This is a genomic window from Variovorax sp. 05L425 (assembly GCF_056397705.1).
On sequence record NZ_JBFTNY010000029.1, the window covers coordinates 42,502 to 55,530 of the forward strand.

The window sequence follows — 13,029 nt, forward strand, 5'->3', positions numbered from 1 at the left end:
ACAATGGTGGCTCCTTGCCATGACGTTTACGTTAACGTCAATCGTACATGAACCTCCTCGAACGCGAACTCCATTACCCCCACGGCGACACATTGCCGGCCCCCGGGGAGGCGCTTGAAGTCGCTCCCGGCGTGCGCTGGATCCGCATGGCGCTGCCCTTCGCACTCGATCACATCAACCTCTGGCTGCTGCGCGACACGATCGACGGCGTCGAGGGCTGGACGGTGGTCGACTGCTGCATTTCCCACGAGGCGTCGCGAAAGCAGTGGGAACAGATCTTCGAAACACAGCTGCAGGGCCTGCCGATCCTGCGCGTGATCGTGACCCACATGCACCCCGACCACATCGGCCTGGCCGACTGGCTGTGCAAGCGCTGGAATGCGCCGCTGTGGATCAGCTCGACCGACTACCACGTCGCGCGCGTGCTCACCTCCGCCGGCGACACGCTGGCCGGCGGCGACGCGGCCGCGGACTTCTTCGCAACGCATGGTCTCACCGACCCGGAAGCGATCGCCAAGATTCGCGCACGCAGCAACTACTACGCCAACATGGTGCCCGCGGTGCCCGAGAACTTCGTCCGCATGATGGACGGCGACGTCATCCGGATCGGCGGCCGCGGCTGGCGTTGCATCAGCGGCTATGGCCACGCGCCTGAGCACATTGCGCTGTACTGCGAGGAACTCAACGCCTTGCTCGGTGGCGACATGATGCTGCCGCGCATTTCGACGAACGTGAGCGTGCATGCCGGCGAGCCCGAGGCCAATCCGCTGCGGCTCTTCCTCGACAGCATCGAGCGCTTCAAGACCTTGCCGGCGGACACGCTGGGCCTGCCATCGCACGGCAAGCCGTTCACCGGCATCCACCGTCGCGTCGAGCAGCTCAAGGAGCACCATCGCGACCGACTCGCCGAACTGCTCGAAGCCTGCATTGCCAAACCCCACAGCGGCGCCGACGGCCTGCCGATCCTCTTCAAGCGCGCGCTCGACCTGCACCAGATGACCTTCGCAATGGGCGAGACGGTCGCCCACCTGCATCTGCTGTGGTTCTCGGGCCAGGTGCAGCGCCGGCGCGGCGAGGACGGGATCTACCGGTTCGGCGCGTTCGCATGAACACCCTGGGCCAACTGCGCACGGGCCAGTTGGCCGGGTCGCGGCGGCTGAAACTCAGCTGCGGTCTCTCGGAATTTCCGCGCGAAATCTTCGATCTGGCGGACACGCTGGAAGTGCTGGACCTTTCGGGCAATGCACTCACCGCCCTGCCCGACGACCTGCATCGGCTGCACGGCCTGCGGGTGCTGTTCTGCTCCGACAACCGATTCACCGCGCTTCCGGAAGCCCTCGGCCGGTGCCCTCGACTCAGCATGGTCGCGTTTCGCTCGAACGACATCCGCGACGTGCCGGCGGCCTCGCTGCCGGCTGAATTGCGCTGGCTGATCCTGACGAACAACCAGATCGAAGCATTGCCTCCCGAACTCGGCCGCTGCACGCAGTTGCAGAAGCTGTTGCTCGCCGGCAATCGCCTGCGCGCCCTGCCGCCCGAGATGGCGGCCTGTCGCGCGCTGGAGTTGGTACGGATCTCCGCCAACGAGCTCGACGCCCTGCCCGCGTGGCTGCTCTCGCTGCCGCGCCTCTCATGGCTCGCTTTCGCGGGCAATCCCTTCGACGAAGGGCCGGAAGCGACGGTGCTCGAAGCGCACCCGACCGCATCGATCGAGTGGCGCCAGCTCTCGATGCAGCACAAGCTGGGCGAAGGCGCTTCCGGCGTGATCCATCAGGCGGAATGGCGTCAGCCGGATGGCAGCGCGCGACCGGTTGCAGTGAAGCTCTTCAAGGGCGCGGTGACCAGCGACGGCTGGCCCCACAGCGAGATGGCCGCCTGCATCGCGGCCGGCACGCATCCCAACCTGATCGCGGTGCTCGGCCGCGTTCAAGACCACCCCGAGGCGACACCCGGCCTCGTGTTGAAGCTGGTGGATGCCGGTTTCAGCAATCTGGCCGGTCCGCCCAGCTTTGCGTCGTGCACGCGCGACGTCTACGCAGACGGCGCGCGTTGGTCTGTTCCCACTGCCCTGCGCATGGCCAGCGGCATCGCGTCCGTCGTGGCCCAACTGCATGCGCGCGGCATCCTCCATGGCGACCTGTACGCCCACAACATCCTGTGGAACGGCGAGGGCGATGCCATGCTGGGTGATTTCGGCGCGGCATCCTTCCTGCCGGGTGACGACAACGCGCGAGCCGATGCGCTGCAACGTATCGAGGCGCGCGCCTTCGGCTGTCTGCTCGAAGAGTTGCTGGCGCATTGCGTACCCACAACGCCGGACGAGGACGCCACCGTCGCACTCCTTGCCGACCTTCAATCGCGCTGCATGGACACCGAGGTCATGGCGCGCCCGGCCTTTTCCAAAATGGCTGCCGCCCTGGCCGTCGCCGGGCCGACCGGCCACTGAGCGCGCGCTCGCGATGCACACCTTGCCGTTGCCCATGCGAGACGGCGTCGGCCCAAGTTGCGTCGCCCTTCCGACCGGCGACTGGCCGACGATCGCGGCTTTCCTGCTGCAGCGCTTCGCGGCGATTCCGCGTGCGACATGGGAAGCCCGCATCCAGGCCGGCGAGGTGGTCGACGAACACGGCGCGCTCGTCACCGAGACGCGGCCCTACGAGCCCCGGCTGCGCGTCTACTACTACCGCAGCCTCGAAGCGGAGCCCCGCATCCCGTTCGAAGAGCGCATCCTGTTCCAGGACGAGCACCTCCTGGCCGTCGACAAGCCTCATTTCCTGCCCGTCACGCCGGTCGGCAAGTACGTGCAGGAAAGCCTGCTCGTGCGCCTGAAACGCAAGCTGGGCATCGAGGATCTCGCACCCCTTCACCGCATCGACCGCGAAACGGCCGGGATCGTGCTGTTCTCGGTGCGGCGCGCGACCCGTGGCGCCTACAGCGCGCTGTTCGCCGATCGGGCGATCACCAAACAGTACGAAGCGATCGTGCACCCGACCGGCGACCGCATGCCGCCGGCCGTGCATCGCAGCCGCCTTGCGCCGGACGATCATTTCATGCGCATGAGAGAGATCCCGGGCGAGCCCAACGCCGAGACCCGCATCGAGGTGCTGGAAACTGGTGACGTCTGGGCGCACCTTGGCCTCTCGCCCGTCACAGGACGCAGGCACCAGTTGCGCGTGCATTGCGCCGCGCTCGGCATGCCGATCCTGAACGACGCCATCTATCCCGTGTTGCTCCCCGAGGGCAGCGACGATTTCGACCGGCCCTTGCAACTGCTGGCCAAGGCGCTTCGCTTTCGCGACCCGGTCAACGGCGTCGAGCGCAGCTTCACGAGCCCCCGATCGCTCGCACTGCCGCTGGCGCCAATGTGACGCCACTCGGCGACACGGCGCACTAAGCTTGCGGAAGGCGGCTGCCTTGCGAGGCAGCTTCAGAGCGGCGCCCGCGCCGGAAATCCAGGAGACACGCTACATGGACACGACCCAACTTTTCTCGCTCAAAGGCCGCACTGCCCTCATCACCGGCGGCTCGCGCGGCATCGGCCGCATGATCGCCGAAGGCTTCCTGGCGCAAGGCGCCCGCGTCTACATCTCGGCCCGCAAGGCCGACGCCTGCAATCAGACCGCCAAGGAACTCTCAGCCTTCGGCCATTGCGTTTCGCTGCCGGCCGACGTGTCCACGCTCGAAGGCGCGCAAGCCCTGGTCGACGCCTATGCCAAGCACGAAGGCTCGCTCGACATCCTGGTCAACAACGCGGGCGCCGCATGGGGCGCGCCGTACGACGAGTTCCCCGAAAGCGGTTGGGACAAGGTCGTCGACCTCAACCTGAAGACGCCCTTCTTCCTGACCAAGGCGCTGACGCCGATGCTCAGGAAGGCCGCGACGGACCATCTCGCCAAGGTGATCAACATTGCGTCCATCGACGGCATCTCGGTGAATCCGCAGGAGACATACTCGTATGCGGCGAGCAAGGCGGGACTGATCCAGCTCACGCGCCGGATGGCGCTGCGTCTGGCGCAGGATCGCATCGTGGTCAGCGCCATCGCTCCGGGCGCCTTCGCATCCAGCATGAACAAGGATGCGCGCGACCATGGCGATGAAGTCAAAGCGCGGATTCCGGCGGGCCGGATCGGCGAACCGGAAGACATGGCGGGTGCGGCGATCTACCTGGCCTCGCGTGCGGGGGACTATGTGATGGGGTCGACGCTGATCGTGGATGGCGGGGTGACGCACGCGCGCTGAGGGGTTGTCGGTGGGCCGCCTGGGTCGTCGGCTCCTAGAGTTCCATCACCATTTCGTGCCAAGCCATTCCGCCGTGCTCGGAATCCGAAGGCTTGACATAGCGGTATCCGAGCCGCGTGTACAACTCGACATGCTGGTCCTTGCACATCAGGTGGATGGCCTTCTTGCCCATCCGCCTCATTTGCTCGACGAAAGTACGCATCATCGACGTCGAATATCCCTTGCTCTGATGGGCAGGGTCGATCACCACCGACATGATCACCACGTGAGGCGCCTGTGCGTCGTGCCCGATCAGTTCCTTGAAGGATTCGTCGGACATCACGACTTCGTGCGCGCATCCACTATTGATGAAACCGATAACTTCCCCCGCCAGTTCCATGATCAGAAAGCCCTGGGGGTATTGCGCGATTCGCGTGGCGATCTTCTCCCGCGTGGCAGCTTCGTCCCCTTCGTAGGCCGAGCTTTCGATTTGATAGCAGCGCATGGTGTCCGAAGGAACAGCCTGCCGGAAGATGGGTGTCGTCATGGGCGGTCCTGGTCCGACCTCCGTTTGCGCAGCTCTGCGGCGCACAACGCTTATTGCTTGCCGACGCACGCGTCGCGATAGGCAAACAGTGCCGGAGCTCCCCCTGTGTGCAGGAACACCACCGGGCTGTCACCTTCGATGCGGCCACGGGCAATGCCGTCGAGCAGGCCGGCCATCGCCTTGCCGGTGTAGACGGGATCCAATAGCAGCCCTTCTGTTGCTGCCGCAAGACGCACCGCGTCCATGCCGCCGCGATTGGGCTCTCCGTAGCGTGGCGCGAAGTACTCGTCCCACAGATCGATACGCAACGCTGCCGGCACCTCGACGTTGAGCAACTCGCTCGTGCGATCGACAAGGCTCGCCACCTTCGGGCGCTGTTCGGTGTCGGTTCGCGATACGGTGACCCCAATCACGGCAGTCGAAGGCATCGTGTACGCAAGCGCCAACGCCATGCCCGCATGCGTACCCGCGCTTGCGGACGCGAGAACGACGGCCGAAGCGTCCAACCCCAAGGTGCGAATCTGCTGCGCCAGCTCGATGCCGGCCCGCACGTAGCCCAGCGCGCCGAGCGCATTGGAACCACCGATGGGAATCACGTACGGGCGGCGGCCTTCGTCACTCAGACGGCGCGCCGCGTCACGCAGTTGCCTGTCCGCATCGTCGAGGCGGTCGACTTCCTGCACGCGAACGCGGAACAGATCCATGAGAAGCCGATTTCCATTCTGCAAGTAGTCATCGCGGGCAGTATCGATCGGATTTTCGAGCAGGGCCATGCACTCCATCCCGAGGTGCGCCGCGACCGCCGCCGTCTGCCGTACATGATTCGACTGCACGGCCCCGGCGGTCACGAGCACGTCCGCCTTTTGGCGGATCGCGTCGGCGACAAGGTATTCGAGCTTGCGCAGCTTGTTGCCACCCATGGCCAGCGGCGTGAAATCGTCACGCTTGACGTAGATGTCACGGCCCACATGGGCAGAGAGACGTCGCAGGCGCTGCAGCGGCGTCGGTGCGTCGATCAATCTCAAGCGGTCGACGGCGTCGAGCTTGGCAGTGAGTAAATTCGTTTCCATGCCTGTTCAATTCCTTCACGCGTTCAGCCGGTCGACGACGGATGCTCAGCGCGTCGACGGCAGCGCGACGCGCCTTTCGACGTGTACCTGAAGCCGCGACAGCAGCGTGCTCAACACCCAGTAGATTGCTGCGGCCGCGAGGTATAGCGGAAGCGGACGGAATGTTGCTGCGATGATTTCCTGCGTCGAACGCAGCAGCTCCGTCACGGTAATGACGGAGACGAGCGACGTATCCTTGATCAGGCTGATCAGCGTATTCCCAAGGCTCGGAACGGCGAGACGCAGCGCTTGCGGACAGACGATGTAGCGCAGGGTCTGAATGTGGGTGAGGCCGAGGCTGTGCGAAGCCGCCCACTGGCCGGGGCCGATACCAAGGATCGCGCCGCGCATGCTCTCGGACAGATACGCGCCGGCGTTGAGGGTCAGCGTGAGAATACCGGCCGACGTCGGTTCGAGTGCAATGCCGATGTCGGGCAGTCCGTAGTAGATGACGAACATCTGCACGAGCAATGGCGTGCCGCGCATCAGGCTGACATAGCCTTGCGCGACCGCGGATAGCACCCGGTTATTCCCGATGCGCGTGATTGCGACCACGAGGCCGAGGAGCAACCCCAGCACCATCGATGCGACTGCGAATTTCATCGTGAGCACTGCTCCCGTCGCGAGGACCGGGAGCGAGCGTACGACCAGATGGAACGCTTCCATGAATGGACTCCAGACCATTGCAGGACACGTCGGCGGCGGAATGCCCGCCGACGCGCCCGCGAATCGGGGACGCTACTACGTGTTGGGGGTCGTGACGTCGATGCCGAACCACTGCATCGAGATCTTCTTCAGCGTGCCATCCTGGCGCAGCGAGTCGAGCGCGTCGTCTAGCGCCTTTGCGAACTTCGGATTGCCCTTGCGGAACGGGATGCCCATCTGCGTCTCGCCGCCCTTGATCGTCGCGCCCGTCCGCAGCGGCAGATTCGATTGCTTGATCAGATACGGCAGCATCAGCCGGTCATCCATGCTGACGTCGTTGCGGCCCGCCGCGAGGTCGCGCAGCTTTTCGGGTGCGCCAGGGTACGTCTTCACCTCGACGCCCTGCAGCGTTTTCGCGAGATCGGCGAAGTTGGTGCCGAGCGTGACGCCGATCCGTTTGCCCTGCAACGCGCCCGGCGCGCCATAGTCGTTCTTGTCGTCCGCGCGCTGGATCAGTTGCGCGGCGGAGTAGGTGTACGGCTTGCTGAAGTCGAGGGCTTCCTTGCGCGCTGGCGTGATCCCGACCTGGTTGACGATCACGTCGAACTTGCCGGCTTGCAGGCCGGCAAGGATCCCGCTCCATTCGGTCGTGATGAACTGCGGTTTCACGCCGAGCCGTGCGGCGACCGCTTTCGCCACATCGACGTCGTAGCCCACGAGCTCGCCTTCGCTATTGCGGGAGTCAAACGGTGGATACGTACCTTCCAGTGCGATCTTCAAGACACCGGCCTGCTTGACCGTATCGAGGAGATCCTCTGCGTGTGCGGACGCGACACCGCCGGCCAGCAGCATGGCGGCGATCGCTGAAAAGAACAACGGCTTGCGTACTTTCATCTCTGTTTGTCTCCATTGGTTAGGCTCGCCCTCGGGCGGCTGCAATTGTGCAGCAGACTGGGCAACGAAGCTTCGCGGTCAGATCACGCTGCGCCCCGACGAACTGGGCCAGTTGAAGGCAGGCTTACTGGCAAAGCCGAGGACCATCTCGCCGTGCTGTCCAAGCAGGCCACCAAGGCGACCATCGCATTGCTCGCCACGGAACGTGTGCCGGCTCAAGCCGTTTGAAGCGCATTCACCAGCGCGGGACCGGCTCTTCCTTGAGTTGTTTGCGCAGCACCTCGTAATCGGGCACCACGCTTTCGACGGTTCCCCAGAAGCGCGGGCTGTGGTCCATCACGCGCAGATGGCTCAGTTCGTGCGCGACGACGTAATCGATCACCGGCATCCGGAAATGCACCAGCCGCCAGTGCAGCCGGATGGCGCCGTCGGCACTCGCACTGCCCCAGCGCGTAGACGCGTTCGACAACGAGAGCTTGTTCCACCGCACGCCGAGGCGCGGCGCGAAGTGGTCGAGCCGCTCGATGAAGAGGCGCCGCGCCTGCCGCATGAGCCACGCTTGCGCGGCATCGCGGATCTGCGCAGGTGTCGCGTTGTTGGCAAGGGCTATGCGGAGCGTGCGCGGCCCATCGTCCGCTACCGCGTCGAGCACCGCGCCGATGCCGTCGAACGCATGATGCGGATCGAGCCGCACCACCACCTGCTCGCCCAGGAAGGGAAAGGTGACACCGTCCTTCCACTCGATGCGCGCCGCTTCGAGGCGCTCCTGGCGCTGCTGGGTTTCGGCCAGCTTGCGCAGGATCCAGTCGGATTTCTCGACCACCGCGGCGTCGACGTCACGCAATGCCACCCAGCGCGGCGCACGCACCGACAAGCCCTCGGCGCCCACCACGAAGCCAATGGTGCGACGCTTGCCGCGTGTGAACTCGAACGCCACGCGTGCATTGCCCAGCAGCAACTCGCGCGAGGCGCGGGGATGAACGAACTGCGCGGGGCTCAGCGCGTCGGCCAGCGGAATAGGGGGCCGCTGAGGGCCGGGCGCCGGTGCGTCGACCTGAGGTGCGCGCGGCGGCTCGACGGCGGGAACGTCGAAGAGATCCAGCGTGAACTGCAACAGAGCGCGCATGTCGGGATCAGCCAGGATCAGACCGTGGTCGACGCCGCCACGGGTACGGGGGCATAGGCCTCCGGATCGAGCCGGCGCATTTCGCCTTCGATCCAGGCCTCGACCTCGCGCATCAACTCGTCGGGACGCCGTCCAACGCTCGAGATGGCCGGCCCGATCGACACATCGACCACACCGGGACGCTTGATGAATGCCTTGCGCGGCCAGACCTTGGCCGAGGTCACGGCGACGGGGATCACGGGCACGCCGGTCTCGCAGGCCAGCCGCGTTCCGCCGGTCTTGTAGTTGCCCTTCTGGCCGCGCGGAATGCGCGTTCCCTCCGGGAACATGATGATCCAGATGCCCTGTTCGAGGAGCTTGCGTCCCTGCGCGACGACCTTGTTAAAGGCCTGCTTGTGCTGGCTACGGTCGATATGGATCATGTCGAGTCGCGCCATGGCCCAGCCGAAGAAGGGCACGTAGATCAGCTCCTTCTTGAACACGAAGGCCAGCGGGTGTGGCATCAGCGTGGGCATCAGGAAGGTCTCATAGGTCGACTGGTGCTTGACCAGGAGCACGGCGCCTGCCAGCTTGTCGGTCGGCAGGTTCTCCATGCCGGTGACGCGGGCGCGGATGCCGAGCAGCAAGCGCGCGCCGCCGATGGCCCAGTTGAGCCAGCGCACGGCCATCCAGTACAGCGGGATACCGCGCTTCCAGAGCGAGCTGACGCACATGATGATTCCCCAGGGAATCACGGTGACTAGCATCCACAGTGCGTGGATCACGGATCGGATCAGGGACATCAGATGGCCAGCTTCAGGGCGGCTTTTTCTTCGCGGTCCAGCAGGAAATCGACAAAGGCCGGGAGATCTTCGTGGACGCGGGTGTTGGATGGATATTCGGGCGGCAACGGCACGCCGCGGCAGGCGGCGCCCATGCCGGTCAGCAGCAGGTGCGGCTCGCACCCTGCGGCCGCGCCGGCCTGAAGGTCGCGCAAGCTGTCGCCGGCGGTCGGCACCTGGGCCAGGTCGACGCCGTAGCGCTCGCCGATCTGGTGGAACAGCCCCGGCTTGGGCTTGCGGCACTCGCAGTTCTCGTCGGGGCTGTGCGGGCAATAGAACACCGCGTCCACGCGCCCCCCGACGGCCGCGAGCATCTTGTGCATCTTGGCGTGCATCGCGTTGAGCGACACGACGTCGAACAGCCCGCGCCCAAGGCCGGACTGGTTCGACGCGATCACGACGTGCCAGCCTGCGTGGTTGAGTCGAGCGACCGCTTCAAGCGCGCCGGGCAACGGCGTCCATTCGATGTCGCTCTTCACGAAGTCCTCGCGATGCACATTGAGGCTGCCATTGCGATCGAGGATGACGAGTTTCATGATGTTCCGCTTCAGGCCGCGAGCCGCTCGAGCTGCGCCACGCGGTTCATCGCACCGTGCAGCAGCATCAAGAGGCCGAGGCGGTTGAGCCGCAGGTCGGATTGTTCGGCATTCACCATCACACCGTCGAAGAAGGCGTCGACCGGATCGCGCAGTGCGGCCAGGGTCTGCAGCGACGCGGTGTAGTCGCCCTGGTCGAACTGGGCATTGGCCGTCGGCACCACGCGCTGCATCGCGGCGTGCAATGCCTTTTCGGCTGGCTCCTGAAGGAGCAGTTCGCTCACGTGGGCATCGGCTTCGGGCGACTTCTTGAGGATGTTGCCGATACGCTTGTTGGCGGCGGCCAGCGCGGGCGCTTCGGGCAGTGCGGCAAAGGCGCGCACGGCGGCGAGCAGCTTCGGCACTTCGCCGAGGCGCTGGGGGCGCGGTGCGAGCACGGCTTCGACCTCCTGCGCGCTGGCGCCCTGCTCGCGCAGGCTGCCGGCGAGGCGGTCGTAGATGAAGGCTTCGAGCGCGTCGGTCGGATCGATCAGCGCAATATCTCCGGCTTTCGGGCCGCCGAACGCGGCAAAGGCTTCGGTCAACACGACGCGGAGTTCGAGCGCCAAACCGCGTTCGGTCAGCATCCGGATCACGCCCAAGGCATGGCGGCGCAGCGCGAAGGGGTCGCGGTCGCCGGTCGGCAGGTTGCCGATGCCGAACATGCCGACCAGAGTTTCGAGCTTGTCGGCCAGCGCGACGACCACGCCGACCATGTTGCGCGGCAACTCGTCGCCGGCGAAGCGCGGCCTGTAGTGGTCTTCAATGGCATCGGCCACTGCGGCATCGAGACCGTCGTGCAGCGCGTAGTAGCGTCCCATGATCCCCTGCAGTTCCGGAAACTCGCCGACCATGTCGGTCACCAGATCGGCCTTGGCCAACTGCGCGGCCTGGGTGGCTTGCCGCGCCAGCGTGGCGTCGCCGAGGCGTTCCGCGAGAGCGCGCGCGATGCGCATCACGCGCTCCACACGTTCGCCCTGCGTGCCGAGCTTGTTGTGATAGACCACCTTGGCCAGCGACTCGACGCGCGAGGCCAGCGACTTCTTGCGGTCCTGGTCAAAGAAGAACTTGGCGTCGGCCAGGCGCGGGCGCACCACGCGCTCGTTGCCGCCGATCACTGCGCTCGCATCATCGGGGCGGATGTTGCTGACAACCAGGAACTTGTTGGTCAGGCGGCCCGAGGCATCGAGCAGCGGGAAGTACTTCTGGTTGGCCTTCATCGTGAGGATGAGGCACTCCTGCGGCACATCGAGGAACTCGCGCTCGAACTCGCACACCAGCACATTCGGCCGTTCGACCAGCGCAGTGACTTCGTCGAGCAGCGCGTCGTCGTGAATCGGCTGCGTGCCGCCACCGACCTTTACCGCCGCTTCGGCGAGCTGACGCGCGATCTCGAAACGACGTGCCTCGAAGCCCGGGATGACGGCGCCGTCATCCATCAACTGTTCGGCGTAGCTGTTGGCATCGCGCAGTGCGATCGGATCGACGGTCGCTTCGAACCGGTGGCCGTGGGTTTCACGTCCGGCCTTCAACCCCAGCGCCTCGACCGGCACGACGGCGTCGCCATGCAGCGCCACCAGACCGTGCGCCGGACGCACGAAGCTCACACTGGTCCAGCCAGGGAGCTCGCAGCTGGTTTCGAGCTGATAGCTCATGACCTTCGGGATCGGCAGCTTGGCGATGGCCTCGGCCAGTGCCTTCTGCAGGCCCTCGGCGAGGCTCGCGCCCTTGGCGGTGCTCTCGAAGAAGAGCGCTTCCGCCTTGCCATCCATGGCACGGCGGAGTTCGGGCACGGCGCTCGCGTCGGCGCCGAGCGCTGCGAGCCGCTTGAGAAGCGCGGGCGTGGCATTTCCCGCCGCATCGAGGCCCACCGCGACGGGCATGAGCTTCTGCGAAACCGCCTTGTCTGCCGCCTGCGAGAGGACGTTTGTCAAGTGCGCCGCAAGCCGCCGCGGCGACGCGTAGGCCGTGAGCACCGAACCGGCATCGGCCAGGCCTGCAGCCACCAGTTGATCGCGCAGCACGGTCGCGAAGGCATCGCCCAGTTTCCTCAGCGCCTTGGGGGGAAGTTCCTCGACGAAGAGTTCGACGAGCAGGTTGTTCTTTGTGGTCATCGCTCAGGCCGCCTTCTTCGAGATCTGTGCGACCCACTCGCGCGGCGCCATGGGGAACCCGAGCCGCTCGCGGCTTTCGTAGTAGCTCTGCGCGACGCTGCGCGCGAGATTGCGGATGCGGCCGATGTAGGCCGCGCGTTCGGTCACGCTGATCGCGCCGCGCGCGTCCAGCAGGTTGAAGCTATGGGCTGCCTTGAGCACCTGCTCGTACGCCGGCAGCGCGAGCTTCTGTTCCATCAGGTGCTTAGCCTGCTTCTCGTGCGCAGCGAAGGCGGTGAAGAGGAAGTCGGCATCGCTGTGCTCGAAGTTGTAGGTCGACTGCTCGACCTCGTTCTGCTTGTAGACATCGCCGTAGCTGAGGCCGTCGGTCCAGGTCAGGTTGTAGACGTTGTCCACGCCCTGCAGGTACATCGCGAGGCGTTCGAGCCCGTAGGTGATCTCGCCGGTGATCGGCCGGCAGTCGATGCCGCCGACCTGCTGGAAGTAGGTGAACTGCGTCACCTCCATGCCGTTGAGCCAGACCTCCCAGCCCAGCCCCCAGGCGCCGAGCGTGGGGTTCTCCCAATCGTCCTCGACGAAGCGGATGTCGTTCTTCTTGAGGTCGAAGCCCAGGGCTTCGAGCGAGCCCAGGTACAACTCCAGGATGTTGCTTGGCGCCGGCTTCAGCACCACCTGGTATTGGTAGTAGTGCTGAAGACGGTTCGGGTTCTCGCCATAGCGGCCGTCCTTGGGCCGGCGGCTCGGCTGCACATAGGCGGCCTTCCAGGGCTCCGGCCCGAGCGCGCGAAGAAAGGTGGCGGTATGCGAAGTGCCCGCGCCGACCTCCATGTCGTACGGCTGGAGCAGCGCGCAACCCTGGTCGGCCCAATAGGCCTGGAGCTTGAGAATGATTTGTTGGAAAGTCAGCATGGTGAGCCCAATGGCCGGCCGGAGAAGTACCCCGGCCCGACGAACGGGCCATTTTAGGGTTGCCAGCCCCT

At 65.5% G+C, this 13,029-nt stretch carries 13 protein-coding genes; 4 read left to right on the top strand and 9 right to left on the bottom strand.

Going from position 1 to position 13,029, the window contains the following annotated elements; translation table 11 throughout:
* The first annotated feature begins 47 nt into the window (after window positions 1-47).
* The 4 genes from AC1DN9_RS25695 (at window position 48) to AC1DN9_RS25710 (ending at window position 4,239) form a co-directional block, all read left to right on the top strand.
* The gene (locus AC1DN9_RS25695; protein ID WP_478104706.1) at window positions 48-1,109 is read left to right on the top strand and encodes an MBL fold metallo-hydrolase; all 1,062 of its coding nucleotides are present in this window, start codon (window positions 48-50) and stop codon (window positions 1,107-1,109) included.
* Window positions 1,106-2,446: a leucine-rich repeat-containing protein kinase family protein gene (locus AC1DN9_RS25700; protein WP_478104708.1), complete on the top strand. Its 1,341-nt coding sequence runs from the start codon at window positions 1,106-1,108 to the stop codon at window positions 2,444-2,446. Before AC1DN9_RS25695 ends, AC1DN9_RS25700 begins: the two co-directional genes overlap by 4 nt.
* Before the next feature lie 13 nt (window positions 2,447-2,459).
* Window positions 2,460-3,368, top strand: a complete 909-nt coding sequence (locus AC1DN9_RS25705) for a pseudouridine synthase (RefSeq protein WP_478104709.1) — start codon at window positions 2,460-2,462, stop codon at window positions 3,366-3,368.
* 100 nt (window positions 3,369-3,468) lie between these two features.
* Window positions 3,469-4,239 (top strand): SDR family oxidoreductase, encoded by a 771-nt coding sequence (locus AC1DN9_RS25710; protein ID WP_478104710.1) that lies wholly within the window; start codon window positions 3,469-3,471, stop codon window positions 4,237-4,239.
* Window positions 4,240-4,273: 34 nt separating this feature from the next.
* Here AC1DN9_RS25710 and AC1DN9_RS25715 read toward each other — a convergent pair whose 3' ends face one another.
* The 9 genes from AC1DN9_RS25715 to glyQ all read right to left on the bottom strand — a co-directional run bounded on the left by AC1DN9_RS25715 (window position 4,274) and on the right by glyQ (window position 12,958).
* On the bottom strand, window positions 4,274-4,765 hold the full coding sequence (locus tag AC1DN9_RS25715) for a GNAT family N-acetyltransferase (protein ID WP_478104712.1): 492 nt from the start codon (window positions 4,763-4,765) through the stop codon (window positions 4,274-4,276).
* Window positions 4,766-4,815: 50 nt separating this feature from the next.
* Complete coding sequence (locus AC1DN9_RS25720) at window positions 4,816-5,835, bottom strand: D-cysteine desulfhydrase (RefSeq protein WP_478104713.1); 1,020 nt, start codon at window positions 5,833-5,835, stop codon at window positions 4,816-4,818.
* A gap of 45 nt (window positions 5,836-5,880) precedes the next feature.
* Window positions 5,881-6,540 (bottom strand): amino acid ABC transporter permease, encoded by a 660-nt coding sequence (locus AC1DN9_RS25725; RefSeq protein ID WP_478104714.1) that lies wholly within the window; start codon window positions 6,538-6,540, stop codon window positions 5,881-5,883.
* A gap of 75 nt (window positions 6,541-6,615) precedes the next feature.
* Window positions 6,616-7,413 carry a transporter substrate-binding domain-containing protein gene (locus AC1DN9_RS25730; RefSeq protein ID WP_478104715.1) on the bottom strand — a complete coding sequence of 266 codons (798 nt, stop codon included), beginning with the start codon at window positions 7,411-7,413 and terminating at the stop codon, window positions 6,616-6,618.
* 235 nt (window positions 7,414-7,648) lie between these two features.
* Entirely contained in the window at window positions 7,649-8,539 is an 891-nt protein-coding gene (locus tag AC1DN9_RS25735) for a M48 family metallopeptidase (protein ID WP_478104717.1), read from the bottom strand.
* 17 nt (window positions 8,540-8,556) lie between these two features.
* A complete protein-coding gene (locus AC1DN9_RS25740) occupies window positions 8,557-9,321 on the bottom strand; it encodes a lysophospholipid acyltransferase family protein (protein ID WP_478104719.1) in 765 nt (254 codons plus the stop codon).
* A complete protein-coding gene (gene gmhB, locus AC1DN9_RS25745) occupies window positions 9,321-9,896 on the bottom strand; it encodes a D-glycero-beta-D-manno-heptose 1,7-bisphosphate 7-phosphatase (protein ID WP_478104721.1) in 576 nt (191 codons plus the stop codon). Before gmhB ends, AC1DN9_RS25740 begins: the two co-directional genes overlap by 1 nt.
* Before the next feature lie 11 nt (window positions 9,897-9,907).
* Window positions 9,908-12,049, bottom strand: coding sequence for a glycine--tRNA ligase subunit beta (gene glyS, locus AC1DN9_RS25750; protein WP_478104722.1), 2,142 nt, complete (start codon window positions 12,047-12,049; stop codon window positions 9,908-9,910).
* 3 nt (window positions 12,050-12,052) lie between these two features.
* On the bottom strand, window positions 12,053-12,958 hold the full coding sequence (gene glyQ, locus AC1DN9_RS25755) for a glycine--tRNA ligase subunit alpha (RefSeq protein WP_478104724.1): 906 nt from the start codon (window positions 12,956-12,958) through the stop codon (window positions 12,053-12,055).
* Window positions 12,959-13,029: the final 71 nt, after the last annotated feature.

Coding starts and splice junctions, on each gene's coding strand:
- gmhB (WP_478104721.1), bottom strand. CDS start 9,896: ATGAAACTCGTCATCCTCGATCGCAATGGCAGCCTCAATGTGCATCGC.
- glyS (WP_478104722.1), bottom strand. CDS start 12,049: ATGACCACAAAGAACAACCTGCTCGTCGAACTCTTCGTCGAGGAACTT.
- AC1DN9_RS25700 (WP_478104708.1), top strand. CDS start 1,106: ATGAACACCCTGGGCCAACTGCGCACGGGCCAGTTGGCCGGGTCGCGG.
- AC1DN9_RS25740 (WP_478104719.1), bottom strand. CDS start 9,321: ATGTCCCTGATCCGATCCGTGATCCACGCACTGTGGATGCTAGTCACC.
- glyQ (WP_478104724.1), bottom strand. CDS start 12,958: ATGCTGACTTTCCAACAAATCATTCTCAAGCTCCAGGCCTATTGGGCC.
- AC1DN9_RS25725 (WP_478104714.1), bottom strand. CDS start 6,540: ATGGAAGCGTTCCATCTGGTCGTACGCTCGCTCCCGGTCCTCGCGACG.
- AC1DN9_RS25715 (WP_478104712.1), bottom strand. CDS start 4,765: ATGACGACACCCATCTTCCGGCAGGCTGTTCCTTCGGACACCATGCGC.
- AC1DN9_RS25735 (WP_478104717.1), bottom strand. CDS start 8,539: ATGCGCGCTCTGTTGCAGTTCACGCTGGATCTCTTCGACGTTCCCGCC.
- AC1DN9_RS25720 (WP_478104713.1), bottom strand. CDS start 5,835: ATGGAAACGAATTTACTCACTGCCAAGCTCGACGCCGTCGACCGCTTG.
- AC1DN9_RS25710 (WP_478104710.1), top strand. CDS start 3,469: ATGGACACGACCCAACTTTTCTCGCTCAAAGGCCGCACTGCCCTCATC.
- AC1DN9_RS25695 (WP_478104706.1), top strand. CDS start 48: ATGAACCTCCTCGAACGCGAACTCCATTACCCCCACGGCGACACATTG.
- AC1DN9_RS25730 (WP_478104715.1), bottom strand. CDS start 7,413: ATGAAAGTACGCAAGCCGTTGTTCTTTTCAGCGATCGCCGCCATGCTG.
- AC1DN9_RS25705 (WP_478104709.1), top strand. CDS start 2,460: ATGCACACCTTGCCGTTGCCCATGCGAGACGGCGTCGGCCCAAGTTGC.